Origin of the sequence: Denitrificimonas caeni (genome assembly GCF_027498055.1) — a bacterium.
Classification (GTDB): domain Bacteria; phylum Pseudomonadota; class Gammaproteobacteria; order Pseudomonadales; family Pseudomonadaceae; genus Denitrificimonas.
This window is the reverse complement of sequence record NZ_CP114976.1, coordinates 50586-67093: the sequence shown is the minus strand read 5'-3', so window position 1 is coordinate 67093 and position 16508 is coordinate 50586. Positions and strand designations below refer to the sequence as shown.

The following is a 16508-nucleotide window of genomic DNA, read 5'->3' as shown; positions in this document are numbered from 1 at the left end:
AATTGACAAGCGCAATAGTTTAGCAAAAAACCAGCAATGCTTCGCTTTTATCGATTATTGCTGTTGAAAAATAGCGAGGCGTGAGCCGGACATCTGCAGCAGTAACGAAGCCATACTGGTCCAAGCATCACCAATGGTTTGCCCTTTACTCTGCTCGTCAATTAACTGGGCGTCTTTAAGGAGCCGCTGCCACTGTGCGCCAGAAAGACGCTTCAAAGCTCGTGCGAAAAGCGGTTTGCGCGCCGCTGGCCAAACGCGCGATAAGGCACGATCAAGGCTAGTGCCTTGGCTGGTTTGCTGCGACAGGGTAGTAAGCTGGCGAATATCACGGGCTACCGCCCAAAGAATAATCGGCATTTCCACGCCTTCACTGCGCAAGCCAGCTAAAATACGCAGGCTGCGCTCGGTATCACCTTCCAGCGCAGCATCGACTAAGCCAAATACATCATAGCGGGCGCTATCGGCAATACTGGCTTGGATGGTTTCTAGGTCCAGATGCTTACTGTTACTCAGCAGTTTGAGCTTTTCGATTTCTTGCACAGCAGCCAATAAGTTGCCTTCTGTGCGGGCCACAATTAGATCAATAGCCTCTGGGTCCGCGCTTAAACCTTGCTGGGCTAGGCGCTGATTAATCCAGTTGGGTAACTGCTCTATATTGACATTGGCTAGCTGAATAAAACCGCAGAGGGCGCTGTCCATTAAGGCTTTGGCCCACTTGCTGCGCAACGTGCTGGCATCAAGGCGTGGCACATTGATCAGTAGTACAGTGTCCTCGGCGGGACGCTCGAGGTACTCCAGCAAAACTTTACTGCCTTGATCACCGGGTTTGCCCGAATTAATCCGCAGTTCCAGTAAGCGTTTTTCAGCAAACAATGACAAGCTGGCATTGGCTTCGCGGATAATATTCCAGTCAAAGCCACGCTCCACATGAAACACTTGGCGCTCGCTGTAATCTGCTTGGCGGCACGCACTGCGAATGCTATCGCTGGCTTCTTGGGCCAGTAATGGCTCGTCGCTGCTCACCAAGTAAATGGGGAGCAGGTTTTTTTTCAGCTGACCAGCAAGCTTTTCAGGATAAATACGCATATGGGCCAAGATTAGGGCTTTATCTGCATAAAGCCCCAAATCATCAAGGGATCAGAATCGGTGATTGCTGTGGCTCTTCAAATTGCTGAGCACGTATTTCAGCTTCGCGAGCTTCTGCTGCAGCGCGTTCTTTACGTTCAGCTTGGCTTTTTAAGCTGTCGAGTTGGGTTGGGGTGATGGCTTGCAAACGCATCATTAATTGCATCACCAATTCGCGGCGCATTTCTTGACGCAGCAGGGCTTCTTCTTGACCTGAACCAGTTACGTTGTTCTGGTTGTAAGCGTAGGAGCGTTGTACGGCAACACTGTCTTGTATCAGAGCAGGCAAGTTACCTGAGCGCAGCTCGTAGTTAAGTGCTGTGGTCAAGGTGTATTCAGCGCTACGCGTGCCAGCAGTGAAACTTGCGGTACGTCTGCTGTCTTCTTCAAGTCCCAAATACAAGGTGAAAGGCGCGCTGCTAGAGATCGCTACTTTATTGTTGATGAGGCTTTGTTTGACATCTTTACTCAGCGGGCTAAGCGCATCACGGGCAGCGAAATTGAGCTCGGTGAGTGCCATTTGTGTACTGCCAGTACCGCGTAAGTGAAAACCACAAGCGGTCATTAAAAAAGCCAGACCCAGTACAGTTATAGAGCGTTTCAGCATGGTATGTCCTCTATGCATAACCTCGATTTGAGGCTATGCAGGGGTGAGTGAAAATTCACAATGCAATCAATTGGCTACAATATTAACCAACTTATTTGGAACAACAATCACTTTTCGAATGGTTAAACCATCGACAAAGCGTAAGACATTTTCGTTGGCGCGGGCGACTGCTTCAATGTCTTCTCGGCTGGCGCTGGCTGCCACATCAATGTGACCACGCAACTTACCGTTGACCTGCACCACCATACTTAGGGTGTCTTGGACTAAAGCACTGTCATCCGCTTGCGGCCAAGCGGCATCAATTACCGGCTCGCTGTGACCCAATTGCTGCCACAGCTCATGGCAAATATGCGGAGTAATCGGAGCCAATAGCAGCACCACAGTTTCCATGCCTTCTTGCAGTAGAGCGCGGTCTTGCGCCGTTGCTGTAGGGGCTTTTTCCAGCACATTCATCAAGGTCATTACTTGGGCAATGGCAGTGTTGAATTTCTGGTGTTTGCCCACGTCTTGGCAAGCATGCTTAATGACCGCGTGGATGCTGCGACGGATGTCTTTCTGTGCATCGTTGAGGCTGGCAACGTCTAAAGCTTGCTGCTCTCCAGAATTGACATGCTTATAGGCTAAACGCCAGACCCGCTTCAGAAAGCGGCTGGCACCTTCAATGCCAGAGTCAGACCATTCCAAGCTCATATCCGGTGGCGAGGCAAACATCATAAACAGACGGCAGGTGTCTGCACCGTATTCGTCGATCATGATTTGCGGATCAACACCGTTGTTCTTTGATTTGGACATTTTCTCAATGCCGCCAATGATCACGGGTTCGCCGTCAGCAGTGAGCTTAGCCGAGAGCGCTTTGCCTTTGGCGTCATATTCAACTGTTACTTCATCCGGGTTAAACCACTGACGAGCACCATTGGGCAGCATGCGGTAGTAGGTTTCGGCAATGACCATGCCTTGGGTCAGCAAGTTGGTGAAAGGCTCGTTGCTATTGACTAAACCTTCATCGCGCATCAGTTTGTGGAAAAAGCGCGCATACAGCAGGTGCAAAATTGCGTGCTCGATACCGCCAATGTATTGATCCACTGGCAACCAGTGATCCGCTGCAGACTTTTCTACCAAGCCTTCATTGTATTGCGGTGATGCGTAGCGTGCGTAGTACCAGGAGGACTCAACAAAGGTGTCCATGGTGTCGGTTTCACGACGGGCATCAGCGCCACAGCTCGGGCATTTGCACTGATAAAACTCAGGCATTTTGTTCAGTGGATTACCTGAGCCGTCGGGGATGACGTTTTCTGGTAGCACCACGGGTAACTGATCTTCAGGCACAGGGACGTCGCCACAGCTTGGGCAATGAATAATCGGGATTGGACAACCCCAGTAGCGCTGACGACTGATACCCCAGTCGCGTAAGCGGAACTGAGTTTTGCGCTCACCATGCTGTTTGGCTTCTAAGTCGGCGACGATGCCATCAAAAGCCTCTTGCACACTTAAACCATCGTATTTACCGCTGTTGACTGCGGTGACATTGTTTTTGTCGGCGTACCAGTCGTGCCAAACCTGTGCATCAAAGCTGTTGTTCGCATCAGTAGAGGCAAAGACTTGCTGAATGGGCAGCTGATAGGTATTGGCAAACGCAAAATCACGCTCATCATGGGCGGGAACCGCCATTACTGCGCCTTCGCCGTAGCCCCACAACACATAGTTGGCGACATACACCGGCAGTTTGTCACCGGTTAATGGGTGAATGACAAACTGGCCAGTGGGCAGGCCTTTTTTCTCCATTGTCGCCATATCGGCTTCAGCCACGGAGCCGGCCTTGCACTCAGCAATAAAGGCAGTCAATTCCGGGTTGCTTGCTGCAGCACGTTGCGCCAGAGGGTGCTCGGCTGCCACGGCAACATAGGTTGCGCCCATCAAGGTGTCGGGGCGGGTGGTGTAAACTTTTAACTGGCCAGCGATGCCAACTGAATCCACATCGTAATCAAACAGAATATCGGCACCGAAGCTTTTACCGATCCAGTTACGCTGCATGGTTTTAACTTGCTCAGGCCAGCCGGGCATATCATCAAGGCTGGTCAGCAACTCATCGGCGTACGCGGTGATTTTGAAGTAGTACATGGGGATTTCGCGCTTTTCTATCAACGCATCCGAACGCCAGCCACGACCGTCAATCACTTGCTCGTTAGCCAGTACGGTTTGGTCCACAGGGTCCCAGTTTACAGTACCAACTTTCTTGTAAATGATACCTTTTTTGTAGAGCTGGGTGAACAGCCACTGCTCCCAACGATAATAGTCAGGCTTGCAGGTAGTGATCTCCCGTGACCAGTCAATGGCTAGACCCAGTTGCGTAAACTGCGCCTTCATATAGGCCATGTTTTCGTAGGTCCAAGCCGCGGGGGCAACTTTATGTTGAATCGCGGCGTTTTCTGCTGGCATGCCAAACGCATCCCAACCCATAGGCTGCAGGACGTTTTTTCCGAGCATGCGTTGGTGGCGAGCAATCACATCACCAATGGTGTAATTACGCACATGACCCATATGCAAGCGACCGCTTGGATAGGGGAACATTGACAGGCAGTAATAGGTTTCTTTGCCTGCTTGCTCGGTCACTTCAAAGGATTTGTGCTCGGCCCAATGGCGTTGCGCGGCGGCTTCAATGTCGCGAGGTTGATACTGTTCGTGCATGATTTTATGTGTTTATCGTCAAGAAAGTCAGAAGAATGATGCGCCGTAGCCCACCAATGAAAAATATCTGTCTAGCATACATGAGGCGGGCGCAAGGAGGGAAACAGCATCTAACTTTGTCGCAGCTGCTGCCCGCAGCCTGTGCTTGGTGCGGTTAAGTTCATGGTTTAGGTGCGCGATAGGATAAACGGTACAAGAGTGCGCCAATGGCTTCATTTAATAGCGCGGTATTTTGCCATAGCGCTTTACTCTCGGGCATCCAACCGTTCAATGGCCGGCTATTGGCGCCGCTTAAAAAACCGACCGGAGCGCTGGTTACGCTAAAGCCCAGTTGTTCATAGCTCCAACGTGAGCGCGGCATATGCCAAGCATCAGTGACCAAGAGTACGCGCTGAATACCTTCAGCTTGCAGTATTTTTGCCGTATACAGTGCATTTTCCCAAGTGGTGCGGCTCTCGCCCTCCAGCCAGCGCGCGGTTATGCCAAAATCTTCAGCCAGACTGTCGGCCATAATCTGTGCTTCGCTGGGTGGTTGGCCAAAATGTAAACCACCACTGACCAGGACCGGCAAGTTGGTAGCTTTGGCTAGGCGTGCTCCGTAGCGTAAGCGCTGCATGGCCATCAGTGAGGGCTGGTCGCCTTGCCAAGCAGGGTCATTTACTTCGCGGCCGCCACCGAGAATCACAATGGCGTCCGCTTGCTGATTTAGGCTTGGCCATTGCGCTTGGGTTAAGGGTATTTCTGTTTCTAAGGCGCGGGCGGCATATTCAACAGTAATGGGTAAGCTCATTGTATACAGTCCAGCAACGCCTAGAATAAAACTTGTGAGTGCCACTTTGGGCCAGCGTTTACGTAAAACAAAGCTCAAAAGCAGAAGAATTAATAAGCTGCTGGGTGGAAAAGCCAATTGCTTGATAATATAACGCCAAGTCATGCCTGCACTCTTATTGGTTGATTAGGGGAGCTCTGTATTGTGCCTATATCTATCTTAAATTAGAAAACATCTCTTAGTGCTGTGCTTGACCCTCGCCAGTTGGCTGGGCATGCTTTGCAGCAATATTTTAACTGTCCTGAGTGAAAACCATGAAACCAGAAACAATTGCTCTACATGTTGGTTATAAGTCTGATCCCACTACTAAATCCGCTGCTGTGCCGATTTATCAAACCACCTCTTACACCTTTGATGATACTCAGCACGGCGCTGATCTGTTTGACCTGAAAGTACCGGGCAATATTTACAGCCGTATTACTAACCCCACCAACGACATTCTTGAGCAGCGCGTAGCCGCCTTGGAAGGTGGTGTGGCTGCGTTGGCAATGGCCTCAGGTATGGCAGCAATTACTGCAGCAATCCAGACGCTCGCTGAAGCAGGAGACAATATTGTTTCTGTAGCCTCCTTGTATGGCGGTACTTACAACCTGTTTGCTCACACTTTGCCGCGCCAAGGTTTAGAGGTGCGTTTTGCTCCCTACAATGATTTAGCAGCGCTAGAGGCATTGATAGATGACAAAACTAAAGCAGTCTTCTGCGAAAGCATTGGTAACCCAGCGGGTAATATTGTTGATATCCAAGCGCTAGCCGATATTGCTCACCGTCACGGCGTACCCTTGATCGTAGATAACACTGTGCCGAGTCCAGTGCTGTGCCGTCCGATTGATTTTGGAGCGGATATTGTTATTCAAGCTTTAACTAAATACATGGGCGGCCACGGTACGACCATTGCTGGCGCTATTATTGATTCAGGTAAGTTTCCATGGGCTGAGAACGCCGAGCGCTTCCCGCTATTAAACACCCCTGATGTGTCTTACCACGGTGTGGTCTATACCAAAGACTTTGGCCCGGCGGCCTTTATAGCCCGTTGCCGAGTGGTACCGCTGCGTAATATGGGTGCAGCCTTATCGCCATTTAATGCCTTCTTGATTATGCAGGGCATGGAAACATTGTCGTTGCGCATGGAGCGCCACTGTGAAAATGCGCAAAAAGTTGCTGAGTTTTTAGACGCTCACGAGCTGGTGGAATGGGTTAACTATGCTGGTTTGCCGAGTCACCCAGATCACGCCATGGCGCAAAAATATATGGGCGGTAAAGCTTCGGCAATTATGTCATTTGGCGTTAAAGGTGGTGAGCCTGCTGCAGTTAAATTTATTGATGCGCTGCAATTACTCTACCGCTTGGTGAATATCGGTGATGCTAAATCACTGGCGTGTCACCCAGCCACGACAACGCACCGCCAACTGAATGAAGATGAAATGGCTGCGGTGGGCGTGAGCAAGGACTTGATTCGTCTGTCCATTGGTATTGAGCACATTGATGATATTTTGGCTGACTTAACGCAAGCGTTAGACGCCGCACGTTAATAGCATGGGCGCGCAAACGAATGTGCCGTTTGCGCGTTTATTGGCTGTTTAAAAAAAGGAATGCACATCTATGCAACATATTATGGTTGCCCATGATCTCAGTGAAAATGCCAGAGTTGCTTTGCAGCGCGGTATTCAGCTAGCTCAGCAGCATCAGGCCCAGTTAAGTGTGATCAATGTGTTAGAAGATCACTTGCCGATGAATGTGATTGAAAAGCAAATGCTCGCTGCTGATCGCTTGATCACTCAGCAGTTGGACCAATACGGTGCTGCAGATGCTCAAGTTTTAATTAAAATGGGACGCCCAGCACAGTCGATTGTGGCTGCGCAAAAAGCCCACAGTGTGGATTTTTTGGTCATGGGTGATCATCACCAAGATTCCCCTGAATATTTTTCTGGTACTACGCTGGAGCGCGTTTTGCAGCGCAGTGTGGTGCCGGTATTGTTGGCGGTCGAGACTGAGATGCATGCCTATGAGCGCGCTTTAGTGCCATTGGATTTTTCTTTATGCGCCTGTCATGCCTTGCATCATGTGTATAAGTTATTGCCGCACAGCTCAGCGATTCATGCCTTGCATGTGTTAGAAATGGCCGAAGTTCATGGTGCGGATAGCGAATCTGAAATTGACTGGCAAACCTCTTTATTTGACCAGTTGGTTGCCGATGAACGAGCGAAAATGCCGGCAACAGGGCCACAGATTACCCATGAGTTGCGTCAAGGCGAGCTGCATAACTGCTTGACCCAAGTGATTGCTGAGCAAAAGCCGCAAGTGTTAGCCATCGGTAAGCACGGTCGCGGTGTGCTGGCGGACGCCTTGCTTGGCAGTTTGGCCCAGCATTTTCTCGAGCAACCACCTTGTGATGTTTTGGTGGTGAAGTAACTCTACTGCAGCACTATGCACAGTGAGTATGGTTGCGCTTGCTGCTATAAGTTTTAGCGGTAGCTGTTGAGCATATTGCTCATTGCAGAGCGCAGGGTCTGTGCAGAGATTTGCCCCTGTTGATTGCTGGTGACGGTGCTTTGGTTTTGCCAGATCAGTTGGCCACTGTGTGCGTCAGTAAAGCTCACATGCAGCAGCTGATAATACTCAGTGTATGCGCGTGGGGTGAGGGGAACAGTTAAGCCGATGCCAGAGTGACGGTAACGGTCATGGTAGGCGTGGCGTCCGCCGTAGCCATAGCCAAAACTGGCAGAAGGATAGGGATAGTCATAATAAACGGGACGCTGGCGCTGATTGTTTTGGCTGCTGAGTTGTACTTTTAACTGGCATGGCTGCTGCGGTGTCGCAGCACGCAAGCCATATTGCTCCAGTTGTTCAGCCAATATGCTCTGGGCGCTGTCTTGAGGATAAGACTGATTGGCTGGATTTTCAGCCTGATTGTGCCAGCACCAGTATTTATAATCTGTGCTGCGCGCCGGCGCTGGATAAGCGCTGCGATCAAAGTGGGTTGCTGCCTCACTGGGTGCTGGCGGCAAGGGCAGCCCCTCGGCTTGGTATGGATTGCTGGCTTGGCAGCCTAATAAAAGGGCTGCTGCCGTGCTGAGCAAGAAGAAACGAAACATAGCATGCCCCAAAAAACTGGTTAATGCTTAGTCTACTGCGATTGCCCGAGGCTGGCAAAGCCAGTGTAAATAACGCCCTAAGCCTGCCAGCGCGGGGTGGCGGCGGTAACTGAGTTCGGTGCTCACCAGCTCTGGTGCGGCGATTTTTTGGCGAAATTGCGGTGGCATATAGTCATGAAAAACTCGAATGCCACTGCGTTGCTGAATGTGCCATAAAGGCTCAACTTGAGCGGCAAGCTCACGTGGATCCAAGGGTTGCTGTGGCGTTAAGCCGCCAGCATCGCCAGTGAAGCGCTGTTGACTGAGCTTGCGCAAATTGCCTTTGATTAGGTTTTGTAAAATCAGCCCATCTTTGTTGTAAAAAGCTAAAGACAGCCAGCCATCCGCCGTGGTTAAGCGGTGCATTGCTGCGAGAATTTGGCTTTGTTCAGCTAGCCATTCGAGCACGGCATGACAGAGCACAAGATCATACTTTTGTTCTGCTTGCTGCGTGAAGCTTTGCCAATCTGCATGGATAAACTGCGCTTGGCAGCCTGCTTCAGTAAAACGTTGTTGCGCTGCTTCGAGCATCGACAAGGCTGGTTCAACTAAGGTGACTTGATGGCCTTGCTCAGCCAGCCACAGCGCCATATGGCCCAGGCCCGCACCAATATCCAATACCCGTAACTGACGTTTGGGCAGCACTTCATTGAGGTCGGCTTGCAATACTGCTAAACGAATTGCACCTTTATTGCTGCCGTAAATCTTTTTCGCAAAGCGGATGCTGAGGTTATCAAAATGCTGGTCGTGCATAAGGACTCTTAAAAAAATAAATATTAAGTAGTCAGGGCAGTGCCAGAAAGCACTTACGCTGCTGGAAAATGTATGGATTTGCGCGTTAGAAGAAAGGCAGGATAGAAGGTGACTCTTCTTCTAGTTTATCTTTGAGCGGGCACTCCGCGCGCACGCCATAGTCGTCTATGCTGCACGGGCGTACACGGCGCTTATCATTTAATGTCGTTTGCCGTAAATGAAAGGGCTGCGCTGGCGTACGCTCTAACACCGCACCCTGTTCATTGATGATTTCAACTGCCAGTTGGTGGGTGCCGCGATCAATGTCGCGCAAACGAAATACTGGGCTGCGACTGGGTTCTGCAACAACTTCGCCGTCTAAAAATATGCGGTAGCGGTGGCCATCTTGCAGTGCTGGCTCGCTGCTTACAGTGACAGTCAGTTGCCGCTCATTGGCGCGCACCGTGGCGTCTGGCTCGGGCGCTAAAATGCGCAAGATCTGGTACTGCAGGACTAAGCTGCTGGAATCACTTTCGTAGACCGGAGGCGGCTGGATAACTTGCACCTTTGGTGTCGCGGGCAGTTTGTTAGTGGGGGCAACATTAACTTTTTCGGCGTGCTGATGTTGCGGCGGTTGATCGGTATAAACGCGCTCGCCGTCGCTATCTATATATGTGTATATCGCGGCTAAAGTCACGGGCGCAGAGCTCAAGAGCAGTGCGCCGATAATGCTGCGCAGTATCATGGCGCAGAACGGGGTCTAGGTTTACGGTCACCTAAGTGCACACGTTGTATGGCAACAGTCTGTGCAGCACTGGTTTGCAGCACCTGATTATCGCTGGACAGCACTTGCACTGCGAGCTGATGCTCACCGCGAGATAAGTTAATCACGTTGATTGTAGTGGAGTGTCCCGCTGGGCCGTAGGCTTGCCCGTCAACGAGCAGTTGCAGACGGTCTTGGCTAGCGAGCTCGGGGTTAATCGCCACTTGCACAGTAAAGTCACCGTTATTTGCCCGTATCGCTTGATCGTCAGGCAAGCCTGTTAACTCTAGGGTGCTATAGGGGATGGCTGGCTCTGCGTCAGCGTCTAGGTCGCTATCAGCGGTTAAGCTGGGATCAGTGAAGTTATCTGCTGGGGGCTGCATGTCTACAGTATTGACTGTAGGCAGTTCCACGCTAGTGGCATCAATACCTTCAGGTGGTTGGTCTGTGTAAACGCGGTTCCCTTGTTGATCGATATATTGATAAATTTGTGCGCTGGCTGGTACTGCAATTGCCAGTGAAATAGCTGCTAATAAAAGGCGCATACAACAACTCCTGTTCAGAATGACTTAAGCGTTACACGCTCTGTTGGGTTAGGCAAGTGTTTCGCTGCTGTGCTGTGCTCAAGAACACGTAATTAACTGCTGTGTGCTGATTAATAAAAAACTGAAATGTGTTGTCGTGCCGCGTAGACTATAAAGGCGCAGGTTAATCGCTTTATCAAAGAGGGTTGGGTAAGTTATTAACCTGTTTTTTAGAATACTGTGCATTAGGGACTAGCGCTGACAGCAGGCAACAGTCAAAATAGCACACTAATTTTTTATTGCGCGTCTCGCCCTCGGTTGTAAACACTCTCCTAGTCTGGCCGAGACAGGAACAGTGGCGAGCGCACCGCCCCAAAGCCTGTTGCTGGGTGGGCACATCGTTTATGAAGTCTTGGAGACCATGATGTCAAAGTCGCTCGAATTAATACAAACCCATAACGCAAAATGGATTGATTTGCGTTTTACTGATATCGGTGGGCAACAGCACCATATCACTATGCCAGCCCGTGATGCTGATGATGATTTTTTCGAGCAAGGTAAAATGTTTGACGGCTCCTCTATGGCGGGCTGGAAAGGTATTGAAGCATCGGACATGATTTTGCTGCCCGATGACAGCACCGCAGTTATGGACCCGTTCACCCAAGAGCCAACTTTGATTTTGGTGTGTGATGTGATTGAACCGTCCACCATGCAGGGTTATGACCGCGACCCACGTGCTATTGCTTGCCGTGCGGAGCAGTACTTAAAGTCCACGGGGATTGGCGACACTGTATTTGTAGGGCCTGAACCTGAGTTTTTCATCTTTGATGAAGTAAAGTTTAAGTCTGATATTTCTGGCTCTATGTTCAAAATTTACTCTGAACAAGCAGCTTGGAACAGTGATGCTGATTTTGAAGGTGGCAATCGAGGCCATAGAGTTGGTGTTAAAGGCGGTTATTTGCCAACCCCACCGAGTGATCATGATCATGAAATCCGCACCGCAATGTGCAATGCCTTAGAAGAAATGGGGCAGTTCGTTGAAGTGCACCACCATGAGGTGGCCACTGCCGGTCAAAACGAAATTGGTACACGCTTTAACACCTTAGTGGCAAAAGCTGATGAAGTGCAGGCGCTTAAATACGTTGTGCATAATGTCGCCGATGCTTATGGTCGCACCGCCACTTTTATGCCGAAGCCTTTATACGGCGATAATGGCTCAGGTATGCATGTGCATATGTCCATTGCTGATGCCGGCAAGAATATTTTCTCTGGTGAGGGTTATGCCGGTCTTTCGGATATTGCTCTGTACTTTGTTGGTGGCATCATTAGGCACGGTAAGGCTTTGAATGCCTTAACTAATCCGTCGACCAACTCCTACAAGCGTTTGGTGCCGGGGTTTGAAGCGCCAGTGATGCTCGCTTATTCAGCGCGTAACCGCTCGGCCTCCATCCGGATTCCTTATGTGACCAGTCCTAAGGCTCGCCGCATTGAAGCGCGCTTCCCAGACCCCTCTGCCAACCCTTACTTAGCCTTTGCCGCTTTATTAATGGCAGGTTTAGACGGTATCCAGAACCGTATACACCCAGGTGATGCCGCAGATAAAAACCTGTATGACTTACCGCCAGAAGAGTCCCAGCAGATTCCACAGGTGTGTGGCAGCTTAAAAGAAGCACTTGAAGCGCTGGATGCTGATCGCGACTTCCTATTGCGTGGTGGCGTCTTCAGTAATGAGTTTTTAGATGCCTTTATTGCTTTAAAAGCCCAAGAAGAATTGCGTGTGCGCACCTTTGTGCATCCATTAGAGTATGAGCTGTATTACAGCTGCTAAGCCTAGGAAACATGTAACGGGCAGGGCGCACGGCAATTGCTGTGTTAGCCCTTGCGTGTTATTTGAGCAATATTTGCAAAAAACTGCTATCATTTGCGCCCATTTTTGCGGTTGCTTTGGTAACCCGACTTAGCGGCCTGTTTGTACGATGAAACTAATTTTAAAATCTTTTCCTGAAATCACCATTAAAAGCCGTCCTGTGCGCAAACAGTTTTTACGTCAGTTGAGTAAAAATATCCGCACTGTACTGCGTGATATTGATCCTGCTGTAAAAGTGACTGGCGAGTGGGATAACTTAGAGTTAGTGACTGCAATTGAAGACCCAGCACTCTTGCAAGAGCTGTATGGGCGTTTGCGTTGCACCCCTGGTATTGCGCACTTTTTCCAAGTGTTGGAATACCCGCTCGGTGATTTAGACGATATTGTTTTGCGTTGTAAGCAGCATTATTGCGAGTTATTGCAAGGCCGTACTTTTTCCGTACGCTGTAAGCGAGTGGGTAGTCATCCTTTTTCATCCGTGGATGTTGAGCGTTATGTCGGCAGCCAATTGCGTCAACAGTGTGCTGCTGCCGGTATTGATTTGCGTCGTCCCGAGGTTGAGGTGCGTTGTGAAGTCCGTCATCAGCGTTTACTGATTGAGTATGAGCGCCACCAAGGCATTGGTGGTTATCCGCTAGGAACAGTAGAACAGGCGCTTGTCTTAATGTCTGGCGGCTTTGACTCTACGGTAGCCGCTTACCAAATGATGCGCCGAGGGTTACTCACCCATTTCTGCTTTTTTAACTTAGGCGGACGGGCGCATGAGCTTGGAGTTAAAGAAGTAGCGCACTATTTATGGAAAAAATACGGCAGCTCGCACCGAGTTTTATTTATCAGCGTGCCGTTTGAAGAAGTGCTTGGCGATATTTTAGAAAATGTCGATAACGGGCATATGGGTGTGGTGCTCAAGCGCATGATGTTTAAAGCAGCCGAGCAAGTTGCTGATCAGCTGGAACTGGATACATTAGTTACCGGTGAAGCTATTTCACAGGTGTCCAGTCAAACCCTGACCAACTTAGCGGTGATTGATAAAGCCACCAGTAAGCTGGTGGTGCGTCCGCTGATTACCGAGCATAAGCAAGATATTATTAGCACCGCGGTGGAGATTGGTACTGCAGAATTTGCAGAAAATATGCCTGAGTACTGTGGCGTGATTTCTGTAAACCCGAAAACCCGTGCCAAACTTGGCCGTGTGGAGCATGAAGAAGGGCGCTTAGATGCCAGTCTTTTGCAACGAGCAGTACAGCGCGCCACTCGGGTGACCATGGATAAAGTACTGGATGAGCTGGGTAAAGATGTCCAAGTTGAAGAGGTGCATGCCGCTTTGCCAGGGCAGGTGGTTATTGATATACGCCACCCTGACGAAGTCGATGAGCAACCACTAGAGCTTGCAGGTATTGAGCAGCTGACAGTGCCTTTTTATGCCATTAATGGTCGTTTTAAAGATTTTGATCCTAATCGCCAATATCTGCTCTATTGCGATCAAGGTATAATGAGTAAATTACATGCGCATCACTTAATGCATGAAGGCTATGCAAATGTGCGTGTTTACCGTCCTGATACAGTGCAACGGCCGCGCGCAAGCAGTCACGCATGATTGGACATATCTTATTGGTCTGTTTATGGAGCTGTGTGGCCACGCCACAGCAGTTACGGCCACCGGACCCATAAAGCCTGTTCCCCTTGATTCCAACTGACGCGTTTTGCGTGCAGCCTACATATTTTACTTGAGATAAGCTTGTGATTGAGAATTTACGCAACATTGCCATTATTGCCCACGTTGACCATGGTAAAACCACTTTGGTTGACGCCCTGTTACGTGCCTCCGGAACCCTAGACCGTAAAGAACTCGATTCTGACCGCGTTATGGATTCCAACGATCAGGAAAAAGAGCGCGGAATTACGATTCTGGCGAAAAACACTGCGATCAAATGGCACGACTACAACATTAATATTGTGGATACCCCAGGCCACGCCGACTTCGGTGGTGAAGTTGAGCGGGTAATGAGCATGGTTGACTGCGTGTTGTTGGTGGTTGACTCCATTGATGGCCCAATGCCGCAAACCCGTTTTGTAACGCAAAAGGCGTTCCAGTCAGGCTTGCACCCAATTGTAGTGATTAACAAAGTTGACCGTCCTGGCGCGCGTCCGGACTGGGTTGTGGATCAGGTTTTTGACCTGTTTGATAACCTTGGTGCCACTGAAGAGCAATTGGACTTCCCAATTGTTTATGCCAGTGCATTGAATGGCGTATCGGGTTTAGATCCAGCAGAAATGACCGAGAATATGGACGTTTTGTTCCAAGCTATCGTTGATAATGTGCAGCCGCCGAAGGTGGACTTAGACGGTCCATTCCAGATGCAAATCTCTGCGCTGGACTACAACAACTTCCTCGGTGTCATCGGTATTGGCCGCATTACCCGTGGTCGTCTAAAAGCCAATATGCCAGTCACTTCGATTGATGCCGAAGGTAAGCGCCGTAATGGTCGCTTGCAGAAAATCATGGGCCACCACGGTTTACAACGTGTGGAAGTTCAAGAAGCGCAAGCCGGTGATATCGTTTGTGTCAGCGGTTTTGAGCCACTGTTTATTTCTGACACCCTATGTGACCAGAACCATGTGGAAGCATTGCCGCCACTCAGCGTTGATGAGCCAACTGTCAGCATGACCTTCCAAGTCAACGACTCACCGTTTGCCGGTAAAGAAGGTAAGTTCGTCACCAGTCGTAACTTGAAAGAGCGTCTGGAAAAAGAACTGCTGCACAACGTGGCACTGCGCGTTGAGCAGGGTGATGATGTGGATAAGTTTAAAGTCTCTGGCCGTGGTGAACTGCACCTGTCAGTACTGATTGAAACCATGCGCCGTGAAGGCTACGAGATGGGTATTTCCCGTCCAGAAGTGGTGATCAAAGAAGTCGACGGCGTTAAGCAAGAGCCTTACGAGAATGTGATTCTCGATATCGAAGAGCAGCACCAAGGTTCTATTATGGAGCAATTTGGTCTGCGTAAAGGTGAGCTGACCGATATGGTGCCGGACGGTAAAGGTCGTATTCGTTTAGAGTACACCGTACCTTCACGTGGTTTGATTGGTTTCCGTAACCAGTTTATGACCATGACTTCAGGTACAGGTATCTTGACCGGTATGTTCAGCCACTATGGTCCAATTAAAAGTGGTGAAGTCACCAGCCGCCAGCAAGGCGTATTGGTCTCCATGGCGACTGGTAAAGCCTTGGCCTACTCACTGGAAACCTTGCAAGAGCGCGGTAAGTTGTTCTTAGTGCCAGGTGAAGAGATTTACGAAGGTCAGTTGGCTGGTATTCACAGCCGCGATAATGACTTGGCGATTAACCCAACTAAAGCTAAGAAGCTCGATAACATGCGCGTGTCAGGTAAAGAAGAAACCACGGCGTTAGTGCCACCGGTGGTCTTTACTCTGGAGCAAGCGCTTGAGTTTATTGAAGACGATGAGCTGGTTGAAGTAACACCTAAGTCGATTCGTCTACGCAAAAAGTACTTAACTGAAAATGAGCGTAAGCGCCAAGGCCGCAGCAAGGCCTAACGTGCCTCTGTAGCAGCCAAAGTAACACCCAAACCCGCACCGGCAACGTTGCGGGTTTTTTAATCTTGTTGAGTTAATAAGCCCATTTGCTCGGCTTTAGCGACGGCTTGGGTACGCCGGGAGACTTCCAGTTTTTTATACACCCGCTGAATGTGTGCTTTAACCGTGTGTATTGAAATATGCAGGTGCTCGGCAATTTCTTTACTGGCTAGGCCTTGGGCCACAAAGCCCAGAACTTCCAACTCACGGGGACTCAGTAGCGCGCTTGTGGTGGTTTGCTGCTTAAGTTGCTGAGCAAAGAGTGCCTGCAGTTCATGCATGTTTTGTATCAGTCCCGCTTGCTGGCAAGGGGCTAAAATATAGTGCACTTGCTCACTGCTGCAGGGCTGCGCGCTGCGTTGTAAATGCTGATGCAAATAAAGGGTGCTTTGCGTTATTGCCAGTAAGCTTAACAGGCCGTGTTGCTCCGCATGCTGCTGCACCGCTTGGATAAGCGGTAGGGCGTGCTCGAGTTTGTTTTGCAGCATATAAGTTTGTGCTAAATACAGTTGCTGAGTCGCCACGTTTTAGGGCCGTGTTTCTTCTACTGCTACGCATTTGCTGCGACATTAATCTCTCATACAACTGTCATCCTTTTGACATCTAGCCCGGCTAATCTGACTGCATCGTAATTAAACGCCTTGCTGA

14 protein-coding genes are annotated in these 16508 nt (G+C 49.8%); 5 read left to right on the top strand and 9 right to left on the bottom strand.

Translation table 11 applies throughout. The features are described 5' to 3' along the window. Nucleotides 1-54: 54 nt before the first annotated feature. The 4 genes from holA to O6P33_RS00320 form a co-directional block, all read right to left on the bottom strand. The gene (holA, locus tag O6P33_RS00335) at nt 55-1086 is read right to left on the bottom strand and encodes a DNA polymerase III subunit delta (RefSeq protein WP_269818278.1); all 1032 of its coding nucleotides are present in this window, start codon (nt 1084-1086) and stop codon (nt 55-57) included. Between the two features lie 43 nt (nt 1087-1129). After that, nucleotides 1130-1732 carry an LPS assembly lipoprotein LptE gene (gene lptE / locus O6P33_RS00330; RefSeq protein ID WP_269818277.1) on the bottom strand — a complete coding sequence of 201 codons (603 nt, stop codon included), beginning with the start codon at nt 1730-1732 and terminating at the stop codon, nt 1130-1132. Between the two features lie 66 nt (nt 1733-1798). After that, complete coding sequence (leuS, locus tag O6P33_RS00325; RefSeq protein WP_269818276.1) at nt 1799-4417, bottom strand: leucine--tRNA ligase; 2619 nt, start codon at nt 4415-4417, stop codon at nt 1799-1801. Between the two features lie 160 nt (nt 4418-4577). Further along, nucleotides 4578-5351 (bottom strand): YdcF family protein, encoded by a 774-nt coding sequence (locus O6P33_RS00320; protein WP_269818275.1) that lies wholly within the window; start codon nt 5349-5351, stop codon nt 4578-4580. Nucleotides 5352-5500: 149 nt separating this feature from the next. On the opposite strand from O6P33_RS00320, the gene O6P33_RS00315 reads away from it, so the two are divergent. Further along, complete coding sequence (locus tag O6P33_RS00315; RefSeq protein ID WP_269818274.1) at nt 5501-6775, top strand: bifunctional O-acetylhomoserine aminocarboxypropyltransferase/cysteine synthase; 1275 nt, start codon at nt 5501-5503, stop codon at nt 6773-6775. A 70-nt stretch (nt 6776-6845) separates the two neighbouring features. Continuing rightward, nucleotides 6846-7655, top strand: a complete 810-nt coding sequence (locus O6P33_RS00310; RefSeq protein WP_269818273.1) for a universal stress protein — start codon at nt 6846-6848, stop codon at nt 7653-7655. A gap of 53 nt (nt 7656-7708) precedes the next feature. On the opposite strand, the gene O6P33_RS00305 is transcribed toward O6P33_RS00310, so the two are convergent. From O6P33_RS00305 to O6P33_RS00290, 4 genes are all read right to left on the bottom strand, one after another. Beyond that, nucleotides 7709-8338 carry a DUF4136 domain-containing protein gene (locus tag O6P33_RS00305; RefSeq protein ID WP_269818272.1) on the bottom strand — a complete coding sequence of 210 codons (630 nt, stop codon included), beginning with the start codon at nt 8336-8338 and terminating at the stop codon, nt 7709-7711. A gap of 27 nt (nt 8339-8365) precedes the next feature. Then, nucleotides 8366-9130: a methyltransferase domain-containing protein gene (locus O6P33_RS00300; protein ID WP_269818271.1), complete on the bottom strand. Its 765-nt coding sequence runs from the start codon at nt 9128-9130 to the stop codon at nt 8366-8368. 85 nt (nt 9131-9215) lie between these two features. Further along, entirely contained in the window at nt 9216-9848 is a 633-nt protein-coding gene (locus O6P33_RS00295) for a DUF4124 domain-containing protein (protein WP_420094971.1), read from the bottom strand. Between the two features lie 2 nt (nt 9849-9850). Next, nucleotides 9851-10417, bottom strand: coding sequence for a DUF4124 domain-containing protein (locus O6P33_RS00290; RefSeq protein ID WP_269818269.1), 567 nt, complete (start codon nt 10415-10417; stop codon nt 9851-9853). A gap of 400 nt (nt 10418-10817) precedes the next feature. Between O6P33_RS00290 and glnA the strand changes: the two genes are divergently transcribed. The 3 genes from glnA to typA all read left to right on the top strand — a co-directional run bounded on the left by glnA (nt 10818) and on the right by typA (nt 15821). Further along, on the top strand, nt 10818-12224 hold the full coding sequence (gene glnA, locus O6P33_RS00285; protein WP_269818268.1) for a type I glutamate--ammonia ligase: 1407 nt from the start codon (nt 10818-10820) through the stop codon (nt 12222-12224). A 148-nt stretch (nt 12225-12372) separates the two neighbouring features. Beyond that, nucleotides 12373-13860, top strand: coding sequence for a tRNA uracil 4-sulfurtransferase ThiI (thiI, locus tag O6P33_RS00280; RefSeq protein ID WP_269818267.1), 1488 nt, complete (start codon nt 12373-12375; stop codon nt 13858-13860). Nucleotides 13861-14003: 143 nt separating this feature from the next. Further along, nucleotides 14004-15821 carry a translational GTPase TypA gene (gene typA / locus O6P33_RS00275; protein ID WP_269818266.1) on the top strand — a complete coding sequence of 606 codons (1818 nt, stop codon included), beginning with the start codon at nt 14004-14006 and terminating at the stop codon, nt 15819-15821. Nucleotides 15822-15880: 59 nt separating this feature from the next. On the opposite strand, the gene O6P33_RS00270 is transcribed toward typA, so the two are convergent. Then, on the bottom strand, nt 15881-16384 hold the full coding sequence (locus tag O6P33_RS00270) for a helix-turn-helix transcriptional regulator (protein ID WP_269818265.1): 504 nt from the start codon (nt 16382-16384) through the stop codon (nt 15881-15883). Between the last annotated feature and the right edge of the window lie 124 nt (nt 16385-16508).

What these genes read in the sequence shown, in the direction of transcription:
- holA (WP_269818278.1), bottom strand. Translation starts at nt 1,086, where the DNA reads ATGCGTATTTATCCTGAAAAGCTTGCTGGTCAGCTGAAAAAAAACCTG.
- lptE (WP_269818277.1), bottom strand. Translation starts at nt 1,732, where the DNA reads ATGCTGAAACGCTCTATAACTGTACTGGGTCTGGCTTTTTTAATGACC.
- leuS (WP_269818276.1), bottom strand. Translation starts at nt 4,417, where the DNA reads ATGCACGAACAGTATCAACCTCGCGACATTGAAGCCGCCGCGCAACGC.
- O6P33_RS00320 (WP_269818275.1), bottom strand. Translation starts at nt 5,351, where the DNA reads ATGACTTGGCGTTATATTATCAAGCAATTGGCTTTTCCACCCAGCAGC.
- O6P33_RS00315 (WP_269818274.1), top strand. Translation starts at nt 5,501, where the DNA reads ATGAAACCAGAAACAATTGCTCTACATGTTGGTTATAAGTCTGATCCC.
- O6P33_RS00310 (WP_269818273.1), top strand. Translation starts at nt 6,846, where the DNA reads ATGCAACATATTATGGTTGCCCATGATCTCAGTGAAAATGCCAGAGTT.
- O6P33_RS00305 (WP_269818272.1), bottom strand. Translation starts at nt 8,338, where the DNA reads ATGTTTCGTTTCTTCTTGCTCAGCACGGCAGCAGCCCTTTTATTAGGC.
- O6P33_RS00300 (WP_269818271.1), bottom strand. Translation starts at nt 9,130, where the DNA reads ATGCACGACCAGCATTTTGATAACCTCAGCATCCGCTTTGCGAAAAAG.
- O6P33_RS00290 (WP_269818269.1), bottom strand. Translation starts at nt 10,417, where the DNA reads ATGCGCCTTTTATTAGCAGCTATTTCACTGGCAATTGCAGTACCAGCC.
- glnA (WP_269818268.1), top strand. Translation starts at nt 10,818, where the DNA reads ATGATGTCAAAGTCGCTCGAATTAATACAAACCCATAACGCAAAATGG.
- thiI (WP_269818267.1), top strand. Translation starts at nt 12,373, where the DNA reads ATGAAACTAATTTTAAAATCTTTTCCTGAAATCACCATTAAAAGCCGT.